The sequence below is a fragment of the Exiguobacterium sp. SH5S13 genome (genome assembly GCF_004337085.1).
GTDB lineage: Bacteria > Bacillota > Bacilli > Exiguobacteriales > Exiguobacteriaceae > Exiguobacterium > Exiguobacterium aurantiacum_A.
The window spans coordinates 44,233-66,723 of the sequence record NZ_SJUS01000001.1 but is presented as its reverse complement, the minus strand read 5'-3'; the positions used below and the strand labels follow the sequence as shown (position 1 = coordinate 66,723).

Sequence of the window (22,491 nt, the reverse complement as noted above, 5' to 3'; positions counted from 1 at the left end):
GAATTTGAAGTATGGAAACGATACATCTCACACATCCCGAGACGCCAGAGTTTGTCCCTTCGGTCATCGTACTCGGATTCTTCGACGGCGTTCACATCGGACATCAAGCTGTGATCGAGCACGCCAAACAGCGCGCGGAGCAGCTTGACGTGCCCGTGACCGTCGTCACGTTCGATCCGCACCCGAAACAAGTGCTGTCGAACAATGCGGATGCTGTCCGTTACATCACGCCACTCAAACGGAAATTACAGCGAATCGCCGCGCTCGGTGTCGAACGTTGTCTCGTCTTGACGTTCACAAAACAGTTGGCATCACTGTCGCCGCAACAGTTCGTCGACGATTATTTGATCGGCGCGGGCGCCGTGCACGTGACGGCCGGATTTGACTATTCGTACGGGAAGTTCGGGGAAGGGACGATGGAGACGATGCCCTACCACGCCCGAGGACGCTTCACAACGTCCGTCGTCGCCGAACAGACGAGTGACGGTGACAAAGTCTCTTCGACCCGGATCCGCAAACTTCTTGGCGCAGGCAGTGTCGACCTGGCGAGTGAGCTGTTAGGGGCGCCTTACGTCATCTGTGGCGAAGTCATCCATGGTGACGCCAGAGGGCGGACGATTGGCTATCCGACCGCGAACATGGTGATGGATGCGTCTTATGTCATGCCACGGCTCGGCGTTTATGCGACCCGCGTCCGCCTAGAAGACGGCCGGACGTTTGATGCGATGACGAACGTTGGTCGACGGCCGACGTTTTATGACACCGGAGACGTCTCAATTGAAAGTCATTTATTTGATTTTTCGGAGGACTTGTACGGACAATTGCTCGAAATCGAATGGGTTCACTATTTGCGCGATGAACGGGCGTTCGACGGACTCGATTCGCTGATCGCGCAGTTGAAACGAGATGAGACGGCGGCTCGGGCAATCCTATCTTGACTTTGGAGCAGGGGTCATGTATTCTAGTTTGGTACGCAAAGTACACCGCTTCGCTTGGCTGGACGATTCACCAACGACGGCTCGGCAACGCGGCAATTTTCTATTAAATGGAGGTGGAGAGGCAATGGCACTCTCAAAAGAACGTAAAAACGAAATCATCGCGGAATACGCGACAAAACAAGGTGACACTGGTTCACCGGAAGTTCAAGTTGCTGTTTTGACTGAACAAATCAACACTTTGAACGATCATCTTCGCACACATAAGAAAGACCACCACTCACGTCGCGGTCTTTTGAAAATGGTTGGACGTCGCCGTAACTTGCTCACGTACCTTCGTAACAAGGACGTAACACGTTACCGTGAATTGATTCAACGCCTTGGTCTCCGTCGTTAATCCGAACGGACCAAATGACGGACTGGGACACTCGTTCCTAGTCCGTTTCTTCTTTTTTTGGAGGAAAATCATTAGACAAACATATGAATGAGTTACATAATAAACTAGATAAGGTTTGAGAGGAGAATGTACATGTTAGGTACGAAACAAGTTTTTTCTACAGAATGGGGCGGTCGTCCGCTGTCTGTAGAAGTAGGTCAACTCGCGAAGCAAGCGAACGGTTCTGCACTCGTCCGGTACGGAGACACGGTCGTGCTCGCCGCGGTCACAGCTTCAAAAGGACCAAAGGATTTAGATTTCTTCCCGCTTACGGTCAACTATGAAGAAAAATTATACTCGGTCGGTAAAATCCCAGGAGGTTTCCTTCGTCGGGAAGGTCGTCCTGGTGAGAATGCGATTTTAACGTCACGTCTCATCGACCGTCCAATCCGTCCATTATTCCCAGACGGATTCCGTCACGACATCCAAGTCATGATTTACGTCATGTCGAACGATCCGGACTGCTCGGCTGAGATGGCCGGTATGCTCGGAACGTCGATCGCCTTGTCGATCTCGGACATCCCGTTTGACGGACCGATCGCTGGAGCGACGGTCGGACGTGTGGACGGACAGTTCGTCGTCAACCCGACGGTCGCACAACTCGAGAAGACAGAGCTTGAACTTCAAGTCGCCGGAACGGCAACTGCGATCAACATGGTCGAAGCAGGCGCGAACGAAGTACCGGAAGACGTCATGCTCGAGTCGATCTTGTTCGGTCACGAAGAAATCAAAAAGCTTGTCGCGTTCCAAATGGAAATCGTCGAAGCGGTCGGGAAACCGAAGTTTGAATACACGGTCTCTAAATTTGACGACGCGTTATCACAAGAACTTGAAGCGGCTCGTCCAGAAATTAACGCTGCCGTCCAAGTTGAAGAGAAACATGCGCGTGACGAAGCAATTAACGAAGTCATCGCGAAGTATGTCGTGTCATATGAAGAGCGTCTCGCTGACGAGCCGGCCAAGTTGAAAGAAGTATCTGGTATTTTGAACAAGTTCGTCAAAGACGAGGTCCGCCGTTTAATCACGGTCGATAAAGTACGTCCAGACGGCCGTCGCCCGGAAGTCATCCGTCCACTCGCGTCAGAAGTCGGCGTGCTGCCGCGTGCGCACGGTGTCGGTTTGTTCACACGGGGGCAGACGCAAGTCATGTCGATCGCGACACTCGGTGTCATCGGTGACGCTCAAATCATCGACGGCATCGGTCTAGAAGATAACAAACGTTTCATGCACCATTATAACTTCCCGCCGTTCTCGGTCGGTGAAGCTCGTCCGGTTCGCGCGCCAGGTCGCCGCGAGATCGGTCACGGTGCGCTCGGTGAACGTGCGCTTCTTCCGGTCATCCCGAAAGAAGCAGACTTCCCGTATACGATCCGTCTCGTCTCAGAAGTGCTCGAGTCGAACGGTTCGAGTTCACAGGCTTCAATCTGTGGCTCGACACTCGCCCTCATGGACGCCGGAGTTCCAATCAAGGCACCGGTCGCGGGAATCGCGATGGGTCTCATCATGGAAGGCGAACACTATACAGTACTCACTGACATTCAAGGTCTCGAAGACCATCTCGGCGACATGGACTTCAAAGTCGCTGGAACGAAAGACGGGATCACGGCGTTGCAGATGGACATTAAAATCGCCGGCATCACGCGTGAGATTTTAGAAGAAGCGCTCGAACAAGCTCGTTCAGGCCGCCTCCACATTCTCAACCATATGCTCGAAACGCTTGACTCATCGCGTCCACAGTTGTCGAAGTATGCTCCGAAGATCGTCACGATGAAAATCAATCCAGATAAGATTCGCGACGTCATCGGGCCTGGTGGTAAGATGATCAACAGCATCATCGACCAAACCGGTGTCAAGGTTGATATCGAGCAAGATGGTACGGTGTTCATCGCCTCGACCGATCAAGATGGCATCGATATGGCGATGGCACTCATCGGTGACATCGTCCGTGAAGTCGAAGTCGGCGAAGTGTTCGACGCGACAGTCCGTCGGATCGAGAAGTTCGGCGCGTTCGTCGAGTTGTTCAAAGGCAAAGACGCGCTCGTCCACGTCTCTGAGTTCAGCCTCGACCGCGTCGCCAACGTGGAAGACGTCGTCAAGCTCGGTGACACGATCAAAGTCAAAGTCACAGAAATTGACGATAAAGGTCGCGTCAACGCCTCGCACAAAACGTTGATCGTCGAAGGGCTTTCTCCGGAAGAGCGAGAAGCGTATGAAGCGAAACGTAAAGCACAACGCGAGAGCCGTCCGCCACGTGACAGCCGTCCTCCGCGTCGTGACGGAGACCGTCGTCCGTCAAGACCAACAAACTAATTATTTTGGCCATCGTCTGGTGCGATGGCCTTTTTCATAGGAGTGATAAAATGGAATGGATTACCTTAAAGAATGGCGTCCGCATCGTGGTCGAACCAATGGCAGACGTCCGCAGTACATCGACCGGTGTATTCATCAAAGCCGGGACACGGACCGAAGAAGACAATGAGATCGGGATCAGCCACTTGATCGAACATATGTTGTTCAAAGGCACAACAACAAAAACGGCGAAAGAAATCGCTTCGTTTTTTGATGAACTTGGCGGCAGTGTGAACGCCTTCACTTCAAAAGACCATACATGCTACTACGTCAAGACGCTCGATGAACATGCTGTCATCGCCTTCGACGCACTGGCCGACATGTTGTTCCATTCAGTCTTTGATGAGACTGAGCTTGAAAAAGAGAAGCGGGTCGTGTTAGAAGAGATTAAAATGTACGAAGACACACCGGAAGACCTCGTGCATGAGTTGCTCGCCTATGCCGTCTACCGTGAAGACATATTAGCGAAGCCGATCCTCGGGACGGAAGCGAGCGTGCTCAGCTTCTCTCGCAATCAATTGTTGCGGTATGTCGAATCGATGTATACAGGCAACCGTGTCGTCGTCTCGATCGCCGGTCATGTGACCGACGAGCTGGTCGAAGCGGTCACGTCGAGGTTTGCGGAACTCCCATCAGGGGAATCACCGAAAGAATCGACAATTCCGGTTCTATACAGTGATGTGTTGAAAAAGCATAAAGAGACGGAGCAGGCGCACCTCTGTTGGAATTTTGAGGCGATTTCGGCAACGAACGACCGGCTCCCACACCTCGCGCTGGCAAACAACGCGATCGGTGCGACGATGTCGTCACGGCTGTTTCAATCGATTCGTGAAGAACAAGGGTTAGCTTACTCGATTTATTCGTACTATACGACGTTCGTTGACCATGGCACGTTCACGATTTATATCGGGACGTCACCGGAAACGCTCACCCAAGTCGAGACGATCATGGAGCGTGAACTTGAAGCGCTCAAGGCGCAGGGGTTAACCGAAGAAGAAGTCGCTAAAGGCAAACGCCAGTTGAAAGGTTCGCTCGTCCTCGGCAACGAAAGTACGAGCGCCCGAATGAACCGGAACGGGCGTAACCTCGTCTTACTTGACGAAGTCGAGGATTTGGACGAAGTGCTCAATAAAATCGACCGCATCGAAACCGATGAAGTCAACGCCTTGATTCGGGAGCTGCTTGGGCACGTCCCAGCAAAATCATATGTTCTTCCGTCCGAAGACTGACTTGAAACCAGATTGTAAGTTCTCTACACTGATTAAGAGGTATTCTTTACATTGGACAGGATACAGGTGAAAGAAGGGAAAGACTTGAACTTAACGGATTTAGTAACCAAGATACAATTGATTAATCAACCAACTATAGAGGGCATCAACGTGACCCATGTCACGACCGATTCACGGGAAGTCGTACCCGGAACGCTGTTTGTCGCGATTAAAGGCTACACCGTCGACGGTCACGACTATGCGGACTTAGCGGTGAGTAAAGGAGCGGTCGCGGTCGTCAGTGAGCGTCCGCTCGACATCAGCGTCCCAAACCTGCTCGTGCGCGATAGTTCGCGTACGGTCGGCTTATTAGCGTCGGCATTTTATAACTATCCGTCTGAACAGATGCGTCTGTTCGGCATCACGGGGACGAACGGAAAAACGACGACGACGACGATTTTACGTGACGTTTTATCAAAGCTTGGACATAGCACCGGATTGATCGGTACGGTCGAGGTCCGGATTAACGATACGGTCGTCCCGAGCAAGAACACGACGCCGCAAAGTTCTGAGCTTCAGCAGCTACTCGCTCGCATGCGCGGTGAAGGGGTGACCGATGTGATGATGGAAGTGTCATCACACGGACTTGAACTAGGTCGTGTCATCGGAACGGACTTCGACATCGTCGGTTTCACGAACTTGACGCACGACCATCTCGATTTTCACGGGACGTTTGAAAACTATGCGCGGGCCAAAGGTTTGCTGTTCGCCCAACTCGGACAGATGGCGTCGCGCGACAAAGTTGCCGTCTTGAATGCGGACGATCCGTACAGCAAGCTTTACGAGACGATGACGGGTGCTCGTGTCATCACGTACGCCATCGACGAAATGGCGGACGTGACAGCGTCAGACATCGTTCAGACACTGTCAGACACGAGTTTCCGTCTCAACTATCAGGGAGCGAGTCTGCCGGTGACGGTCCAGTTCATCGGACGTTTCAACGTATACAACCTGTTGCTCGCGACGGGTTGCCTGCTCGCGGCTGGGTACAGCTTACCTGAGATCATCCAAGCGCTCGAATCGATTCATCCGGCCAAAGGACGGATGCAACGACTCGACGTGCCTGGGTATAACGTCTATGCGGACTATGCCCATACACCGGACGGGATTGAGCAATGCTTGAAGTCGCTTGTCGGTGTCCCTAAAGAGAACATCGTCTTCTTGATTGGGACGGGCGGGAATCGCGATGTGACGAAACGCCCGACAATGGGCGAGATGGCCTCAAAATATGCCGGTACCGTCATCATCACGACGGATGATCCACGTTTTGAGGCGTATGATTCGATCACGAGCGGCATTGCCGCCGGGATGACCCATGACAACTTTGTTGAAATCGGCGACCGCGAAGAAGCGGTGTCTTACGCCGCGCGTCTAGCCAAAGCGGATAATATCGTCGTGTTGGCCGGTAAAGGACATGAGAAGTACCAAATCATCGGTAACGAGAAAATCCCGCTCGATGAGGAAGCGATCGTCCGGGCGACAATTTTAAATACGGAGGAATCTTGATTTATGGCAGTACAACCGATTACCTTGACAGAGACAGAGCATGACGATTTCGTCAAAGCACACGACCGCGGCGACTTGCTCCAACTTTCGAGTTGGGCAGACGTCAAAAAACAAAACGGTTGGTCCGCTGAGCGGATTGCCGTCGCTACAAATAGTGAGACGACAGGAGTGGCGCTTCTTTTATTCAAACAAGTGCCAAAGCTACCGTTCACGCTTTGTTACGCACCGCGCGGTTTCGTCGTCGATTACGATGACGTGGCATCATTGCGTGCCTTGACCGAGGAAGCGAAACGCGTCGCCAAACTGAAAAAGGCGATCGTCATCAAAATCGATCCGAACATCGACCGGGACGAAGTACCGGGCTTACTTACGGAAATGTCTAGCCTCGGTTTTACACATAAAGGGTACGGCGGCGGCTTTGACTATGCCCAACCCCGTTTCACGATGGAGACGGACCTCCGTCCGAGCGAGAAAGATATTTTCGCCAAGTTCCATCATAAGTTTCGCTATAACGTCCGTCTTGCCGAGCGTAAAGGGATTGTCTGTACCGAAGTCGGTCGGGACGGCTTGAAAACGTTCGCCGAACTGATGAAAGTCACGGGTGAGCGTGACGGCTTCGCCATTCGCGGGCTCGATTACTTCGAGAACTTGTACGATTGCCTGCAGCCGAATGACGCTCGTTTGTTTTTGACGAAACTTGAACCGAAACTCGCGCTCGATCAACAAATGGCGACGCTCGACAAGGCAAAACGGGACCTTGACAAGATCGAACGGTCTTTGGAAAAAGAAACGGTCGAGAAAAAACGGATCAGTTTGTCGAATCGTCAGAAACAGACGCGCGATCAACTCGTGAAAGCTGAAGCGGCCTTGCCGGAACTCGAACAGCTTCATGCCAGCTATCCGGACGGTCTCGTGTTATCGGGCGGCTTGTTGACGCTCGCCGGCCGCCGCTCGTATTACTTATACGGTGCTTCCTCGAACGAGTTTCGGGAGTTCATGCCGAACCACTTGATGCAATGGACGATGATGCAATCTGCCAAGGCAAGCGGTGCCGAGCGCTATGATTTCGGTGGTGTATCGGGCAGCACGGAGCCGGACGATGAATATGCGGGCCTGTATGCGTTTAAATCGGGCTGGGGCAGCGATCAAATCGAGAAAGTCGGCGAGTTCGACCTCGTCTTGAACCGGCCGCTCTACTTTGCCCTCGAGACAGGGTTACCGCTCGTCAAAGGACTCCGTAAACGGTTAAGAAGATGAAATGGTCAGGCGTTTTGACGTTTGCGATGACGGCGTTTTTGATTGGGATCTTCTTGGCGTATACGTTCTCGCGGCCCGAGCCAATGCCTTGGGTCGATGAACCGACGTTCGAAGCCGGGATGTGCGAACGGAGCCCGCGCTCGGAACAAACGATTGTCGACCGTAGTGACAAGGCGTTTGCCAACTTGCATCCTCATGTGCGAGATCGTGGCGAATCGTTCGTAAGACTGGCGTATTCATGTCTCGGGCTTGAGGTCCGCTTGACGTCAGGCTATCGTTCGGCCGATGAGCAGAATGCGCTCTACGCGCAAGGACGCTCAAAACCAGGGCAAGTCGTGACGAACGCCAAGGCGGGACAAAGTTATCATAACTATGGACTCGCGGTCGATTTTGTCATCATCCACGATAACCGGGCCGACTACGATTTGAGCGCAGATCACAATAAGTCGGGGGAACCCGACTGGCAAGAACTCGGTGAACTCGGAAAGGCACTCGGCTTCGAATGGGGTGGGGATTGGAGAAGTTTTCCGGACTATCCACACTTGCAGATGGACTTCGGCTTATCGGTTCGACAGCTCGCAGCCGGCAAGCGGCCGGACACTAAAGCGACGATGCCGCTCGCTGATGTGATGAAACCTCTAGTCGATTGAACGGAAATGGTGGCATATAAGCGTTTTTTCCGATACAATATTCAGTAGCGATAAGTGGACGAAACAGAATATGAATCATCTAGGAGGTTTTTGTTAGTGTCAAAGAAGAAGACAGAGAACGTTAGCGTCTTTGCGCTTGGTGGCGTAGGCGAAATCGGGAAGAACATGTACGTCGTGGAACTAGACGACGACATCTTCGTCATCGATGCCGGCCTTATGTTTCCAGGCGATGAGATGCTCGGGATTGATATCGTCATCCCGGACATTACGTATTTAAAAGAAAACAAAGATCGGGTACGCGCTATTTTCATCACCCATGGTCACGAAGACCATATCGGTGGACTCAGCTACGTACTCCGTGACTTGAAGCATGTCCCGGTCTACGGGACGAAATTGACGCTCGGTTTAATCGAGCTCAAGTTAAAAGAGGCAGGCTTATTGAAAGAAGTCGACCTTAGATTGATTGACGCTAAAACGAAATTGACTATCGCTGATCATTTCATCACTTTCTTCCGCGTCAACCATTCAATCCCTGACTGTGTCGGTGTCTGCATTCAAACGTCACAAGGCGCGATCGTTCATACCGGCGACTTTAAATTCGACTACACGCCGGTCGATGGGAAGCAGTCTGACTTTAACAAGTTAGCAGCCATCGGTCAGCGCGGTGTGCTCTGTTTATTGTCAGATTCAACAAACGCGGAACGACCAGGCCAAACAGGGTCTGAATCGTTAGTCGGTGCTGAATTAAACGATGTGATCTATCAAGCCGAGGGGCGTGTGATCGTCGCGTCGTTCGCTTCGAACGTCCATCGTTTGCAACAAGTATTTGCTGCAGCCGAGGCGAACGACCGTAAAGTCGCAGTCGTCGGACGCAGCATGGTCAACATCGTCGAAGTCGCACAACGTCTGAACTACCTTCGTTTCAAGCCGAAGACGCTCGTCGAGCTCTCGCAAGTGAACCGTTTGCCGGACGATAAAGTCGTCATCTTGACGACCGGTTCACAAGGTGAGCCGATGGCGGCTTTGACGCGCATGGCGCGTAACGCCCACAAACAAGTGAATATTCGCTTGAATGATACCGTGGTGATCGCGGCGACGCCAATTCCGGGTAACGAAAAATCGGTCTCGAAAACGATCGATCTCTTATTCCGTTCTGGTGCGAACGTCATCTATAACCAGCGTAAAGTGCACGTATCCGGTCACGGTTCGGCTGAAGAGCTCAAGCTCATGCTCAACCTCGTCAAGCCGAAATACTTCCTCCCGATTCACGGGGAGTACCGGATGCAGATGGCCCACTCGAAACTCGCCCAACAGGTCGGGATCAATTCAAGTAACATCTTTATCGTCGAGAAAGGTGACGTCGTCGAGTTCACGGGCCGCAAAGCCCGGATGAGCCGTAAAGTTCCTGCCGGCAACGTCTTGATCGATGGAATCGGTGTCGGGGACGTCGGGAATATCGTTCTCCGCGACCGTCGCCTCTTGTCGCAAGACGGTGTCGTCCTCTGTGTCGTCACGTTGAACCGTAAACAGAAGAAGTTGATTTCAGGCCCTGAACTCATCTCGCGTGGATTTGTCTATATGCGCGAATCAGAAGTGATGATCTCAGAAGCAAACCGGATTGTCACGAAACAGATTGAGAAGAGTCTCGAAGCTGGAAGTGATTGGACCGAATTGAAATCAAATATCCGCGAGCGGCTCAGCGTCTTCTTGTTTGAACAGACGAAACGTCGTCCGATGATCTTGCCGATCATCATGGAAATTTAAAGAATTGAGATCGAGGCAAAAGTCATCTGACTTTTGCCTCTTTTTTTAGGAGGAATAGAAGTTGGCACAAAAAACGAGAAAGACCCCGGTGAAGCGTAAGCCGCGACCGACGACGAGGAATCGTAAGCGGAAACAGCCAATCCCACTTCGTACATATGGTTGGGCCGGCTTTATCTTGTCGATGATCGCGTTCATCTTTTCGCTGTTCGAGTTCGGCTGGGTCGGGACTCAGACAGCGACGTTTGCGACGACGCTGTTTGGGGGCTGGGGTGCACTCACATATTTGATCGTCGCATTCATCTTGCTCGTATTCTTGAACGATTTCCGTCCGATCCAACGAGCCGGCATCTTCTTGCTGTTCGTGTCCTTCCTATTGTTCGGGGACATGGTGTGGGGAACGGAACGGGGAGTGGTGAACGGGGCGCTCTACGGATTGAACCAATACTTACTATCGGACTTCGGGATTATCTTCCTTGGCATCAGCAGCCTCGTCGTCGGTATCTCGCTTCTGTCTCCGGCGATTTGGCGGACGATCGGGAACCGGTTGCTCGAAAGTTTCGTTGCGGTTAAACAAGAATGGCGTGACCGGGAACGTACACCCGCCAAACCGAAACCGACTGAGAAGAAGCGGGTCGACGCACGCGCGTCCGAGTCAACAGCCAAGCCTCAAGAAGTGGAGGCCGAGGCGGACGCCATCGTCATGCATGATATCCCGATTGTCGGGTTTAGTGAGACCGTCGACGCCGAGAAGCGTCAGAAAGCGTCTGACGAGACCGTGAAGAGCGAGGTCGTATCAGATCTTCCGACCGAGGACATGATGATGACAGCGGCTCAGGACGTGTCTGCGACATACGAATTGCCGAAGTTCACGATTTTAAGTGAACCGGTCGTGACCGACTTGTCAGGGGAGAACGCACGATTGAAGGCGAACGCGACGAAACTCGTCCAAACGCTCAAGTCGTTCGGCGTCGGGGTGAAAGTGCTCAAAATCCATCTCGGTCCGACTGTCACGAAGTACGAGCTGCAACCGGACATCGGCGTCAAAGTGAGCCGGATCACTTCATTGAGTGATGATCTCGCACTCGCACTTGCCGCCAAAGACATTCGCATCGAAGCACCGATCCCAGGGAAGGCGGCCATCGGCATCGAAGTCCCGAACCAAGAAGTCGCGCCGGTCTGTCTGCGTGAAGTGTTAGAAGCGGAGCCTGTCAAACGCGATGAGGCACCGCTCCTCGTCGCGCTCGGTCGCAGTATTAGCGGTGAGACGGTCACGATCGCGTTGAACAAGATGCCTCATCTACTCGTCGCAGGGTCGACCGGCTCCGGGAAGTCGGTCTGTATCAATGGGATGATCGTGTCTATTTTGATGCGGACGCGGCCAGATCAAGTCCGCCTCATGATGATCGACCCGAAGATGGTCGAGTTGAACGTCTATAACGGCGTCCCACATTTATTGACGCCGGTCGTGACGGATCCGAAAAAAGCGGCTCAAGCGCTCAAGCAAGTCGTTGCCGAGATGGAGCGCCGCTACGAGCTGTTTAGCCGCTACGGTGTCCGTAACATCGAGGGCTACAACGACCTCGTCGACAAGTCAGAGGACGAAGACGCTAAACGGCTCCCGTTCATCGTCGTCATCGTGGACGAGTTGGCCGACTTGATGATGGTCGCCTCAAACGATGTCGAGGACGCGATTATGCGGCTCGCCCAGATGGCGCGAGCGGCCGGTATCCATATGGTACTGGCGACGCAACGTCCATCCGTCGACGTCATCACGGGTGTCATTAAAGCGAACATCCCGTCCCGGATCGCGTTCGCGGTCTCGTCAGCGACCGATTCAAGAACGATCCTCGACGGCGGGGGAGCTGAGAAGCTACTTGGTCGAGGTGATATGCTCATGCTCGCGAACGGAATGAACAAGCCGGTACGCGTCCAAGGGGCGTTCGTCTCTGATCAGGAAGTCGAGACGGTCGTCAACCATGTCATCGCCCAGCAGCGGGCCCAGTACGTCGAGGCGATGATGCCAAAAGAAGAAGAAGTGACGACGATCGACTCGGACGACTCGTTGTTCGAAGAAGTCGTCCAATTCATCTTGACGCAAGAAACGGCGTCGACTTCGATGATTCAACGAAGATTCCGAATCGGTTATAACCGGGCGGCCCGCTTGATTGATTCGCTCGAACAAGCAGGGTACGTCGGTCCTTCGGAAGGATCGAAGCCACGGAAAGTACTCGTTAACCAACAAGATGCATAATACTAAAAACGAACTATAAGAACGAATGCGTTCGAAATAGTTCGTTTTTTGTTTGTTTTTAAAAGTATCGTCAATTCAGTTACCTCGCGTCGGATAAACATGTACAGTAGAAGTTATATAGCACATCTGGACTATATGACCTATTGAGACATACTACTGAAAACGTTGAAACGCTTTCATTTTTTAATACCGTTTTCATTTTACGATTTCTTTTCAAAAACTCGTAGAACAGGTAATATAGACTAAGTGGTATACATAATCCCTTGGCTTTAAAACATTTCCTTGATTCCGAACAAAAAAGTATTGCGTTCTTTTTGCGGAATCCCTATACTTAGAATTGGCAAGGACATTCATACGTCAGATGTCTGAGCACTGGTAAGAAATAGGTAAAGGTGGTGAGGCCCATGTCGATCAAGCTCGATCATCGCTTGCTCTATCTTCGCGTGATTGAGAAAATCAAGCAGGATATCGACGATGGTGTCTATCGTGAAGGAGAGAAACTTCCTTCAGAATTCGAGTTGTCGAAGCAACTAGGAGTCAGTCGAGCGACGCTCCGAGAAGCGCTTCGCATTCTCGAAGACGAGAAATTTGTCGTGCGGAAACATGGTGTCGGGACATTCATCAGTTCAAAACCCCCATTCACTTCTGGGATCGAGGAACTGTTCAGTGTGACGGACATGATTATGCGCGCCAAGATGACACCAGGAACAAAAGTATTGGTGGCCGAAAAAGTGTTAGCGACAGAGAGAGAAGCTGAGCGTCTGAAAATTGAACCGAACTCACCGATTTATCGGATTGTCCGGATTCGTTACGCAGATGAAACACCGGTCGTATACTGCGTGGATAAAATTCCAGCCCATCTCGTTTCTAATCCTGAAGCATTGACAGAAGGAAAGTCGTTATTCGATGCGCTTGAAAAAGAGGTAGGACGTCGGGTCGCATACGCGATCACGCACATCGAACCGAGTGTCAGTTCAGAGATCTCGACCCAACTTCAAACGGACCAACCGTTACTCGCTTTAAAACAACTGCATTACGATGAGAGCGATTTACCGTTGCTCGATTCGGCAAACTTTTTCCGAGCGGACCGCTTCGACTTCCACGTCGTTCGCAAACGCGTCTAAGCAAGTTCTTGTAAGGCGGAAATGGTTATTTTTGGGGAATGGCGTGAAAGCGCTTTCTTATACCGGTGTAAAGACGACTGATGACATGACAACCTTAATTGTTATGATCCGAAAGGGGAAACACGACGATGATGAACAAGAAAAAAACGATTCTTTCAGCTTTAGCAGCAGGTCTCACGCTCTCAACAGTACTCGCAGCATGCGGTGGGGATGACAACGAGGGTACTACTTCAAACGGCGAAGGCGGCGAAGGCAGCGACTTCAAAGTCGCGATGGTAACCGATACTGGCGGCGTTGACGACAAATCGTTCAACCAATCAGCTTGGGAAGGTCTTCAAAAGTTCGGAGCGGACAACAACTTGACTGAAAACGAAGGCTACAAATATCTTCAATCTTCGAAACAAGCGGACTATCAGCCAAACTTGCAGCAATTGGCACGCGATAACTTCAACTTGATCTACGGTATCGGTTTCTTGATGGGTGAAGACATCAAGAAAGTGGCCGAGCAGTTCCCGGACAACAACTTTGCGCTCGTCGACATGGTCGTTGACGCACCGAACGTCGCGTCAATCACGTTTAAAGAACAAGAAGGTTCGTTCCTCGTCGGTGTCGTCGCAGGTCTCACAACGACAACGGACAAAGTCGGCTTCATCGGCGGCGTCGAGTCAGACTTGATCAAGAAGTTCGAGAACGGATATAAAGCGGGTGTCATGGCCGTCAACCCAGACGCGACAATTGACGTCAAGTACGCTGAAGACTTCAACTCAGCTGAAAAAGGAACGGCAATCTCTTCAGGTATGTATGGAGCAGGCTCTGACATCATCTATCACGCAGCAGGCGGAACGGGTGTCGGTGTCTTCACAGAAGCGAAAAACCGTAAGAAGAACGGTGAAAAAGTATGGGTCATCGGAGTTGACCGTGACCAGTACGAAGAAGGACTTCCTGAAGATGTAACCCTTACTTCAATGGTCAAACGTGTTGATACGGCGACTTACGAAGTATCGAAACAGACGATGGATGGAAACTTCCCAGGTGGCGAGATCATCGAATTTGGTTTGAAAGATGACGGCGTCGGTATCGCTGAAACATCTGACAAGCATGTATCTGCTGAGATTCTTGACAAAGTAGAAGAGTACCGTCAACAGTTGATCGACGGAGAACTCACGGCGCCAGCGACTGACGCTGAGTTCGAAGAGTTCATGAAGACAGTAAAATAATTCATTGAGTTAGGGGGGACCCATGCGGTCTCCCTTTACTTAAAGTTAGGGGTGGACTTTCTTGGAATATGTAATTGAAATGCTCAATATTCGCAAAGAGTTCGGAACGTTCGTAGCCAACGACAACATCACCCTCCAACTTCGCAAAGGCGAGATTCATGCGCTGCTCGGCGAGAACGGTGCCGGGAAATCAACGCTTATGAACGTCTTGTTCGGTCTCTACCAACCAGAAGGTGGAGAGATTCGAGTGCGCGGGGAGAAAGTGAATATTGAAAATCCGAACATCGCCAACGAACTTGGAATCGGCATGGTACACCAACACTTCATGCTCGTCGAGAAGTTCACGGTGACCGAGAACATCATCCTCGGGTCTGAACCGAGAAGTGGATTGACAGTCGACCGGGCGACGGCTCGTAAAAAAGTAATGGACATCTCGGAGCAATACGGTCTTCGCATCGATCCTGATGCCAAAATCGAAGATATTTCGGTCGGGATGCAACAGCGTGTCGAAATTTTGAAAACGCTCTACCGCGGGGCTGAAATCTTGATTTTTGATGAGCCAACCGCTGTTTTGACGCCGCAAGAAATCCAAGAACTCATTCAAATCATGAAGCGTCTCATTGAAGAAGGCAAATCGATCATCTTGATCACGCATAAATTAAAAGAAATCATGCAAGTCGCCGACCGTTGTACGGTCATTCGTCGCGGACGCTATATCGGTACCGTCGAAGTCGACGAGACCGTGAATGAAGATAGCTTAGCCGAGATGATGGTCGGGCGTGAAGTAAACTTTGATGCGGAATATTCCAAGGCAGATCCACAGCAAGTCGTGCTCGACGTTCAACAGCTCGTCGTCAAAGACAGCCGCGGACTGAAAGTCGTCGAAGGCTTGGATTTACAAATTCGTTCTGGGGAGATTCTCGGTATCGCCGGGATTGACGGGAACGGTCAGACTGAATTAATTGAAGCGCTTTCAGGTCTGAAAAAGCCTGAAGCAGGTAAAATCTTATTGAACGGGAAAGACGTGACCGGCTTCACGCCGCGTAAAGTGACAGAGTCCGGTGTCGGGCACATCCCGCAAGACCGTCACAAGCACGGACTCGTCCTCGACTACTCGATCCGTGACAATATGGTGCTCCAAACGTACTATAAAGAGCCGTTCTCAAAGCGTGGCTTGATGAACTATAAAGCCGTCGCTGAGAAAGCGAAAGCGTTGATTGAGAAGTTTGACGTCCGAACTCCATCAATCGACGTGCCGGCCCGCGCGTTATCTGGCGGTAACCAACAAAAAGCGATCATCGCCCGAGAGGTCGACCGGTCACCAGACTTGTTGATCGCCGCGCAACCGACGCGGGGGCTCGATGTCGGTGCCATCGAATTCATTCACGAGCAACTCATTAAAGAACGGGAGAAAGGACGCGCCGTCCTGCTCATCTCGTTCGAGCTTGAAGAAATCCTTCACGTCTCCGACCGGATCGCCGTTTTATACGAAGGAAAGATCGTCGGAATTCGCGACCCGAAAGAAACGACCGAGCAAGAGCTTGGCTTCTTGATGGCCGGCGGTAAGAGAGGGGAAGAAACAGTATGAACAAGCTACAATTTAATCGACTTCTTATCCCGCTTTTGTCGATCTTGATGGGACTACTTGTCGGTGCGATCGTCATGCTCATCGGTGGTTACAACCCGGTCCAAGGGTTCTCATCACTGTTCAGCGGCATGGTCGGCAGCCCGTATGCGATCGGTGAGACGCTCCGTGCGGCAGCACCGCTCATTTTCTCAGGTTTGGCCGTCGCGTTCGCTTTCCGGACCGGACTGTTCAACATCGGTGTCGAAGGTCAAGTCTTGATCGGGTGGGTGGCAGCGGTTTATGTCGGGATCAATTTTGACTTACCGATGTTCATTCACTTGCCGCTCGCGCTTCTCGCGGCCATGTTCGCGGCAGCGCTATGGGCGTTCGTGCCTGGTTTCTTGAAAGCCAAGTTCCACGTCCATGAAGTTATCACGTCAATCATGATGAACTATATCGCCCTCTACACGACGAACGCGATTTTGCGTGGCGTCATCGGTGTGACGAACGAACGGACCGATGATATTAAAGACTCGGCCTCGCTCGCCTCGCCGTTGCTGCAAGAATTGACGACGTTCTCGCGTCTGCACTGGGGTATTCTCATCGCCGTGCTCGCAGCGATCGTCTACTACTACATCTTGCAACGGACAACGCTCGGGTATGAGCTTCGTGCCGTCGGATTTAACAAACACGCCTCGCAGTATGCGGGGATGAGCGTTAACCGGAACATCATTCTCTCGTTCGTCATCTCTGGAATGTTCGCCGGACTTGCCGGCGCGATGGAAGGTCTCGGGACGTTCAACGGAATGACGCTCAGCGCGTCGTTCACCGGCGTCGGATTCGACGGGATCGCTGTCGCCCTGCTCGGTGCGAACACGGCGGTCGGTGTCTTCCTGGCAGCCATCTTGTTCGCCGGTCTCAACATCGGCGGACTTGCGATGCAACTCGGGGCCAACATCCCGTCTGAACTCGTCAAAGTCATCATTGCCGCCATCGTCATCTTCGTGGCGTCAGGGTATGCTTTAAACTATGTGATTGAAAAACTTAAAGGAAACCGTAAGAAAGGAGTGGAGAAAAAATGAGCTTCTTAGAAGTACTCTACATCGTCGTTCCGGTTGCGTTAGCCTATGCGACTCCACTCATCATCGCGGCGCTCGGCGGCATTTTCAGTGAACGTTCGGGTGTCGTCAACATCGCTCTAGAAGGCATCATGGTCATCGGTGCGGCGACGGGGATCATCGTCACGCTCACACTGACCGATATGGGATTTGGCGGGCTCAGCCCGTGGCTCTCACTGTTGATCGCCATGGTCGTCGGCGCGCTGTTCTCGCTGTTCTTGGCCGTTCCTGCCATCCTCTGGCGGGCTGACCAAACCGTTCTCGGTGTCGCGATCAACATGCTCGCCGTCGGGCTCGCCATCTTCGTCGTTCGGGTTCTTTACAATAAAGGACAGACCGATTTCATCGAGTATCGGATCGCCAAAGAGAACGTGCCGATTCTGTCAGACATCCCGGTGCTCCGCATGTTCTTCATCAACGTCCAATACACGTCGTTCATCGCGATCATCCTCGCGTTCGTCGTCTGGTTCGTCATCTTTAAGACGCCGTTCGGTCTTCGTCTTCGTTCAGTCGGTGAACATCCGATGGCGGCGGACACGATGGGAATCAACGTCACGAAGATGCGCTTCATGGGCGTCATGCTCTCAGGTGCGTTCGGTGGTTTGGCTGGTGCGGTCTATGCCGTCACGGTTACGACCAACTTCAGTGGGACGACGATCGTCGGACAAGGCTTCCTCGCCATTGCCGCGATGATCTTCGGAAAATGGAACCCGCTCGGTGCCCTGGGCGCTGGTCTATTCTTCGGGTTCGCCCAAGCGCTATCGATCATCGGCAGTAACTTGCCGGTCATCAATAACGTACCGCAAGTATTGCTCTTGATCGCGCCGTACGCGTTGACGATCCTCGCCCTAGCAGGTGTCGTCGGACGAGCGGACGCTCCGAGATCAGTTGGTATCCCGTATATTAAAGGGAAGCGCTGACGAGGGAAAGGACATATGTCTCGTTTTGCCAAGGTTGTTTGACGCTTAAGTCAAACAACCTTTTTTGTTATACTGGTGTAGAGGTGAGACAATTGAAACAATGGTGGCAACTACTGCTCGTTCTCGTGCTGAGCGTTTCGTTAGCCGGTTGCTCGGTCGATGACTGGTTCGCCGAGCAAATCGAGCCGCCGGAATCGCTCGTCGAACTCGAGTCGGATTACCCGGCAGCGGACGTCGGGACAAAAGTCCGAGCGCCGATCGGCAAGACGGAGACGGTCACGTTAGACCGCGTCATCGATGGCGATACGCTTAAAGTCGAGTTTGAGAGCGGTGCGACCGAGTCGGTTCGACTCCTGCTCGTCGACACGCCTGAGACGAGTCATCCGACGTTGCCGGTCCAACCGTTCGGTGAGGACGCGAAGGCGTTCGTCGCGCGTTGGTTACCGGAAGGTGAGACGATCGTCCTCGAGTACGACGTCGGGCGCTACGACCGCTATCAGCGGACGCTCGCTTACGTATGGTATGATGATGCGATGCTCAATGAAGAGCTGCTGCGTCGCGGTCTCGCACGCGTCGCGTACGTTTACGCCCCGAACACCCAGCACATCGATGCGTTCCGCGATGTCGAACGCGCTGCCCGGCGCGAGCTGCTCGGCATTTGGAGCATCGAGGACTACGTGACCGGCAACGGTTTCGACCATGGAGCGGCGCGACCGGCGAAACCTCGACCGGAGCCGAGCGAAGCGTGTGACATTAAAGGGAACATTAATCGGGACGGCGAGAAAATTTATCACGTGCCGGGCGGTGCGAGCTATGAACGCACGAACCCGGAGGAAATGTTCTGTACGGAAGGAGAGGCCGAGGCGGCCGGGTTTAGAAGAGCGGCCCGTTAAAAAAAGACATGTGTGTCAACTTGACACACATGTCTCTCTTATTCGTATTTGAGTGCGTCGCCATCGAACGATTCATCAGCGACTTTGATTGAGTCGGTCGGACATCCTTCGAACGCGTCCATCAAATCTTCCGACAGTTCGTCAGGTACTTCGACTGTGCCTGTGTTGTCGTCCATCAAGTTGAAGGCGAGACCTTCGTCATCATAGTCGAAGATGTCGGGAGCAGCTGCTCCACAAGCACCACATGCGATACATGTATCTTTGTCAACGATAGTAAATTTTGCCATTTGTAACCCTCCAAACATTTCGTCTCTCTGCATAGAAATGACTTTCTACTGACTATGAGTAATTGTAGTCTACATACCCTAATATTTCAATGAGGAAACGAATAACGTTTTGGAGGGATAGTGATAATGAGAGAGGGTGGAAGGATGGTTCATTTAGCCGACGGAGTGTTGCTCCTATCGATTCAACGCTTAAAAGGGGAGCGCAGCGAACGTAGCCTGTTTCACGTTTTAAACGGAAAACGTTCGGCGACGACGCTCCAAGATGCTTTTTTTTATGACCTTGAACCGATTTTCGGACTGTTCCCTTATACGAAATATGATTATGAGAAGCTGTTAGTCTCGTTTGAGAAAAGAGGCTGGCTCAATCGGGCGACGTTCACGTTAACCGAAGCCGGAAGTATGCTCGCTAGTCCGGACGCGGTCAGCCAGTTGTTTGACCGGCTCGGTGGCGAGTACCGGGACTATACGACGATGACATGGAAACGTCTCAGTTTATTTATCCAGACGTTCATGTCACTCGAACACGAGCGCACGTTTTATCCGGTTCAAGCCGATCGGATGGCCGAGCGGTGGGTCAAGCAAATCGTGCGAACGGAACGAGAGTGGAAAGAACTGATCGCCTCGTTTCATCAAGAACTCGAAACAGCGCTTGAAACGGTCGGTGATCCATATGCGACGGCAGTCGTCTATCGTTTCACCGGGGCGTTCGAGACGGGATACACGTATGAACAGATCGCGGCGCTCCTTGACGTCGATGCTCGGACGGCACGGCTTTATTTCTTGGCCGGATGGAACGCGCTGTTACGGACTGTGCCGCGAGATGCCAAAATACTAGGGTTTGCCCACGGATTGTCGGATGAGCGGATGACGTTATCGGCGCGTGAATCGTTCGATTTGTTTTCGGCCGGTCGCGCGTTCGCGCAAGTACAATCGATCAGGCGCCTGCGCACGAGCACGATCGAAGACCACGTCGTCGAGATGGCGATGTATTTGGACGACTTCCCGCTCGATCAATTCGTGCCAGCCGACGCGATTGCCGAAGTCGAACGGTTACGGGAAGAAGACAGCTGGGCGCTAAAGCCGATCTTCGAGAAAACCGACAATCTCAGTTACTTCCAAATTCGGTTAGTGTTCGCGAGATTGAAACGAGGTGAGACATTTGTATGAAAAAACGTTGAAGCGTGTGTTCGGTCACGAGACGTTTCGTCCCGGACAGCGTGACGTCATCGAAGCGGTCGCCGAAGGGCAGGACGTGTTGGCGATCATGCCGACGGGTGCCGGGAAATCATTGACGTTCCAACTCCCGTCGTATTTAAAGAATGAAGGCTTGACGATTATCGTCTCACCGCTCTTGTCGTTGATCGAAGACCAAATGCTCCATATTCGGGAGCGCGGCGAGCGTGGCGTGGCGAGACTGACGTCGATGGAGACGTTAGAAGAGAAGCAAGACATACTGAATCATTTGAAGCGCTATCGGTTCTTATACCTATCTCCCGAACAGCTCGCTGTGCCGCACGTGACCCGGGCGCTCGCAAGGACTCCGATTCAAATGCTCGTCATCGATGAAGCGCACTGTATCTCGCAATGGGGTCACGAATTCAGGCCGGAATACGCACGGCTCGGGGAGCTCCGTAAGCAACTCGGGAGCCCGCAATGCATGGCCGTCACGGCGACGGCCCCGGAAAACGTGAAACGGGATATTATCGAGAAATTAGCTTTATTCTCGCCGTCCCAGTTCGTCCATTCGGCCAATCGACCTGAGATCCGTCTCATCGTCGAACGGCTCGAGACGGAACGAAAGATGCCGCGACTGATCGAACTCGTTCGAGAAATGCCGACACCGGCCGTCATCTATACGGCGACACGACGGGAAGCTGAAGCGCTCGCGCTTCAACTCGATGACGCCTTGTTTTATCATGGCGGGATGTCGACCGAGGATCGGCGCCTCGTTCAATCGCAATTTTTACGCGATGAAGTTGCGATCATGGTATGTACGAGTGCGTTCGGGATGGGCGTCAACAAAGATAACGTGCGCTCTGTCATCCATTTCCAACTGCCGGCGACGCTCGAGGCGTACATGCAAGAGATCGGCCGGGCCGGCCGGGACGGCGAACCGGCGTTTGCCGTCTTACTGTATGCCGAAGGGGATGAACGGATCCAACAGTTTTTAATCGATCAACAGTACCCGAAAGATAAAGACATCCGCGTGGCTTATCTAGAACGGGACAACGGAACGAGCTTGTCGCAATTACCGCGGCTGTTGAAGATGAACGAGGAAGATCCGGTATGGGGCTTGCTAAACCAAATGCTCGCCGAACGCACGCTTGCCGATGCGGTCGATTGGGTAAAAGAGAGAAAGCGGGCCCGGTACCGCCAGCTCGGCCAAATGATCGACTACGCGCTCATCAAGAAGTGCCGGCGCGATTACTTGCTGAATTACTTCTCGGAGCAACCGGTCAAACAAGCCGATTGCTGTGACGTCTGTGGTGAGATTTCATTCCCGCCGTCGGTTCAAGTTGTGTCTAAAAATGTGACAGATTGGAAACATCGGTTGGCGCGCATCTTTTCCTTTGATTGATATCATAGTAAAATGATAAAAAAGGTAAAGGAGGGCACACGTTGCGACATCGAAACCAAGCAGATTCTCTTCGTGAAAAAGTCGTGGACACGTTGCCGTCTCGGTCGGAACGGCAAGAGCACGAGCGGAAAGAAAAATTAAATGATAATTGGTTGAAACGACCGCTGGCTATGATGCTGACTTTGACGATGTTTGCGATTATCCTCGCATTTTTATATATAGGACGTCATACATTATTTTTCTGATGATACGGTGGAGACGCCGTATTTTTTTATTTTGTTTCAACATGTTCGCGAGGTTTACTTGAATTGGAAAAGTCACACCTGTTTCTCACAGATTTGCACAATAAAACAGGTAAAGCTGAAATGATG

Annotated in this window: 18 protein-coding genes; 17 read left to right on the top strand and 1 reads right to left on the bottom strand. The window is 52.2% G+C overall.

Going from position 1 to position 22,491, the window contains the following annotated elements; all coding sequences use genetic code 11:
- Window positions 1–11: 11 nt before the first annotated feature.
- From EVJ30_RS00340 to EVJ30_RS00270, 15 genes are all read left to right on the top strand, one after another.
- Window positions 12–938 carry a bifunctional riboflavin kinase/FAD synthetase gene (locus tag EVJ30_RS00340; protein WP_070327461.1) on the top strand — a complete coding sequence of 309 codons (927 nt, stop codon included), beginning with the start codon at window positions 12–14 and terminating at the stop codon, window positions 936–938.
- Window positions 939–1,062: 124 nt separating this feature from the next.
- Window positions 1,063–1,332 (top strand): 30S ribosomal protein S15, encoded by a 270-nt coding sequence (rpsO, locus tag EVJ30_RS00335; protein WP_015881433.1) that lies wholly within the window; start codon window positions 1,063–1,065, stop codon window positions 1,330–1,332.
- Window positions 1,333–1,464: 132 nt separating this feature from the next.
- Window positions 1,465–3,681 (top strand): polyribonucleotide nucleotidyltransferase, encoded by a 2,217-nt coding sequence (pnp, locus tag EVJ30_RS00330; protein WP_131456162.1) that lies wholly within the window; start codon window positions 1,465–1,467, stop codon window positions 3,679–3,681.
- Window positions 3,682–3,731: 50 nt separating this feature from the next.
- Window positions 3,732–4,949 carry a M16 family metallopeptidase gene (locus EVJ30_RS00325; RefSeq protein WP_131456160.1) on the top strand — a complete coding sequence of 406 codons (1,218 nt, stop codon included), beginning with the start codon at window positions 3,732–3,734 and terminating at the stop codon, window positions 4,947–4,949.
- Between the two features lie 66 nt (window positions 4,950–5,015).
- Window positions 5,016–6,494: a UDP-N-acetylmuramoyl-L-alanyl-D-glutamate--2,6-diaminopimelate ligase gene (locus tag EVJ30_RS00320; protein WP_131456333.1), complete on the top strand. Its 1,479-nt coding sequence runs from the start codon at window positions 5,016–5,018 to the stop codon at window positions 6,492–6,494.
- Between the two features lie 3 nt (window positions 6,495–6,497).
- Entirely contained in the window at window positions 6,498–7,751 is a 1,254-nt protein-coding gene (locus EVJ30_RS00315) for a lipid II:glycine glycyltransferase FemX (protein WP_070327458.1), read from the top strand.
- A complete protein-coding gene (locus EVJ30_RS00310) occupies window positions 7,748–8,401 on the top strand; it encodes a M15 family metallopeptidase (RefSeq protein WP_131467759.1) in 654 nt (217 codons plus the stop codon). The genes EVJ30_RS00315 and EVJ30_RS00310 overlap by 4 nt, the downstream gene beginning before the upstream one ends.
- Window positions 8,402–8,497: 96 nt before the next feature.
- A complete protein-coding gene (locus EVJ30_RS00305; protein WP_070327456.1) occupies window positions 8,498–10,165 on the top strand; it encodes a ribonuclease J in 1,668 nt (555 codons plus the stop codon).
- Window positions 10,166–10,226: 61 nt separating this feature from the next.
- The gene (locus tag EVJ30_RS00300; protein ID WP_236635469.1) at window positions 10,227–12,416 is read left to right on the top strand and encodes an FtsK/SpoIIIE family DNA translocase; all 2,190 of its coding nucleotides are present in this window, start codon (window positions 10,227–10,229) and stop codon (window positions 12,414–12,416) included.
- Between the two features lie 404 nt (window positions 12,417–12,820).
- The gene (locus tag EVJ30_RS00295; protein ID WP_016510124.1) at window positions 12,821–13,540 is read left to right on the top strand and encodes a GntR family transcriptional regulator; all 720 of its coding nucleotides are present in this window, start codon (window positions 12,821–12,823) and stop codon (window positions 13,538–13,540) included.
- Between the two features lie 131 nt (window positions 13,541–13,671).
- Complete coding sequence (locus EVJ30_RS00290; protein ID WP_131456329.1) at window positions 13,672–14,757, top strand: BMP family lipoprotein; 1,086 nt, start codon at window positions 13,672–13,674, stop codon at window positions 14,755–14,757.
- A 61-nt stretch (window positions 14,758–14,818) separates the two neighbouring features.
- The gene (locus EVJ30_RS00285; RefSeq protein ID WP_131456156.1) at window positions 14,819–16,345 is read left to right on the top strand and encodes an ABC transporter ATP-binding protein; all 1,527 of its coding nucleotides are present in this window, start codon (window positions 14,819–14,821) and stop codon (window positions 16,343–16,345) included.
- A complete protein-coding gene (locus EVJ30_RS00280; RefSeq protein WP_131456154.1) occupies window positions 16,342–17,406 on the top strand; it encodes an ABC transporter permease in 1,065 nt (354 codons plus the stop codon). The genes EVJ30_RS00285 and EVJ30_RS00280 overlap by 4 nt, the downstream gene beginning before the upstream one ends.
- Window positions 17,403–18,362: an ABC transporter permease gene (locus tag EVJ30_RS00275; RefSeq protein ID WP_070327452.1), complete on the top strand. Its 960-nt coding sequence runs from the start codon at window positions 17,403–17,405 to the stop codon at window positions 18,360–18,362. Before EVJ30_RS00280 ends, EVJ30_RS00275 begins: the two co-directional genes overlap by 4 nt.
- Before the next feature lie 83 nt (window positions 18,363–18,445).
- Complete coding sequence (locus EVJ30_RS00270; protein ID WP_131467757.1) at window positions 18,446–19,255, top strand: thermonuclease family protein; 810 nt, start codon at window positions 18,446–18,448, stop codon at window positions 19,253–19,255.
- A 38-nt stretch (window positions 19,256–19,293) separates the two neighbouring features.
- Here EVJ30_RS00270 and EVJ30_RS00265 read toward each other — a convergent pair whose 3' ends face one another.
- Complete coding sequence (locus EVJ30_RS00265; protein ID WP_016510114.1) at window positions 19,294–19,542, bottom strand: ferredoxin; 249 nt, start codon at window positions 19,540–19,542, stop codon at window positions 19,294–19,296.
- A gap of 144 nt (window positions 19,543–19,686) precedes the next feature.
- Here EVJ30_RS00265 and EVJ30_RS00260 point away from each other — a divergent pair, with 144 nt between their 5' ends.
- Both EVJ30_RS00260 and EVJ30_RS00255 read left to right on the top strand, forming a co-directional pair.
- Window positions 19,687–20,709, top strand: a complete 1,023-nt coding sequence (locus EVJ30_RS00260; protein ID WP_236635953.1) for a YpbB family protein — start codon at window positions 19,687–19,689, stop codon at window positions 20,707–20,709.
- Entirely contained in the window at window positions 20,693–22,120 is a 1,428-nt protein-coding gene (locus tag EVJ30_RS00255) for a RecQ family ATP-dependent DNA helicase (protein ID WP_131467755.1), read from the top strand. The genes EVJ30_RS00260 and EVJ30_RS00255 overlap by 17 nt, the downstream gene beginning before the upstream one ends.
- Window positions 22,121–22,491 lie beyond the last annotated feature (371 nt).

What these genes read in the sequence shown, in the direction of transcription:
- EVJ30_RS00265 (WP_016510114.1), bottom strand. Translation starts at nt 19,542, where the DNA reads ATGGCAAAATTTACTATCGTTGACAAAGATACATGTATCGCATGTGGT.
- EVJ30_RS00295 (WP_016510124.1), top strand. Translation starts at nt 12,821, where the DNA reads ATGTCGATCAAGCTCGATCATCGCTTGCTCTATCTTCGCGTGATTGAG.
- EVJ30_RS00280 (WP_131456154.1), top strand. Translation starts at nt 16,342, where the DNA reads ATGAACAAGCTACAATTTAATCGACTTCTTATCCCGCTTTTGTCGATC.
- EVJ30_RS00260 (WP_236635953.1), top strand. Translation starts at nt 19,687, where the DNA reads ATGGTTCATTTAGCCGACGGAGTGTTGCTCCTATCGATTCAACGCTTA.
- pnp (WP_131456162.1), top strand. Translation starts at nt 1,465, where the DNA reads ATGTTAGGTACGAAACAAGTTTTTTCTACAGAATGGGGCGGTCGTCCG.
- EVJ30_RS00340 (WP_070327461.1), top strand. Translation starts at nt 12, where the DNA reads ATGGAAACGATACATCTCACACATCCCGAGACGCCAGAGTTTGTCCCT.
- EVJ30_RS00315 (WP_070327458.1), top strand. Translation starts at nt 6,498, where the DNA reads ATGGCAGTACAACCGATTACCTTGACAGAGACAGAGCATGACGATTTC.
- EVJ30_RS00290 (WP_131456329.1), top strand. Translation starts at nt 13,672, where the DNA reads ATGAACAAGAAAAAAACGATTCTTTCAGCTTTAGCAGCAGGTCTCACG.
- EVJ30_RS00325 (WP_131456160.1), top strand. Translation starts at nt 3,732, where the DNA reads ATGGAATGGATTACCTTAAAGAATGGCGTCCGCATCGTGGTCGAACCA.
- rpsO (WP_015881433.1), top strand. Translation starts at nt 1,063, where the DNA reads ATGGCACTCTCAAAAGAACGTAAAAACGAAATCATCGCGGAATACGCG.
- EVJ30_RS00310 (WP_131467759.1), top strand. Translation starts at nt 7,748, where the DNA reads ATGAAATGGTCAGGCGTTTTGACGTTTGCGATGACGGCGTTTTTGATT.
- EVJ30_RS00275 (WP_070327452.1), top strand. Translation starts at nt 17,403, where the DNA reads ATGAGCTTCTTAGAAGTACTCTACATCGTCGTTCCGGTTGCGTTAGCC.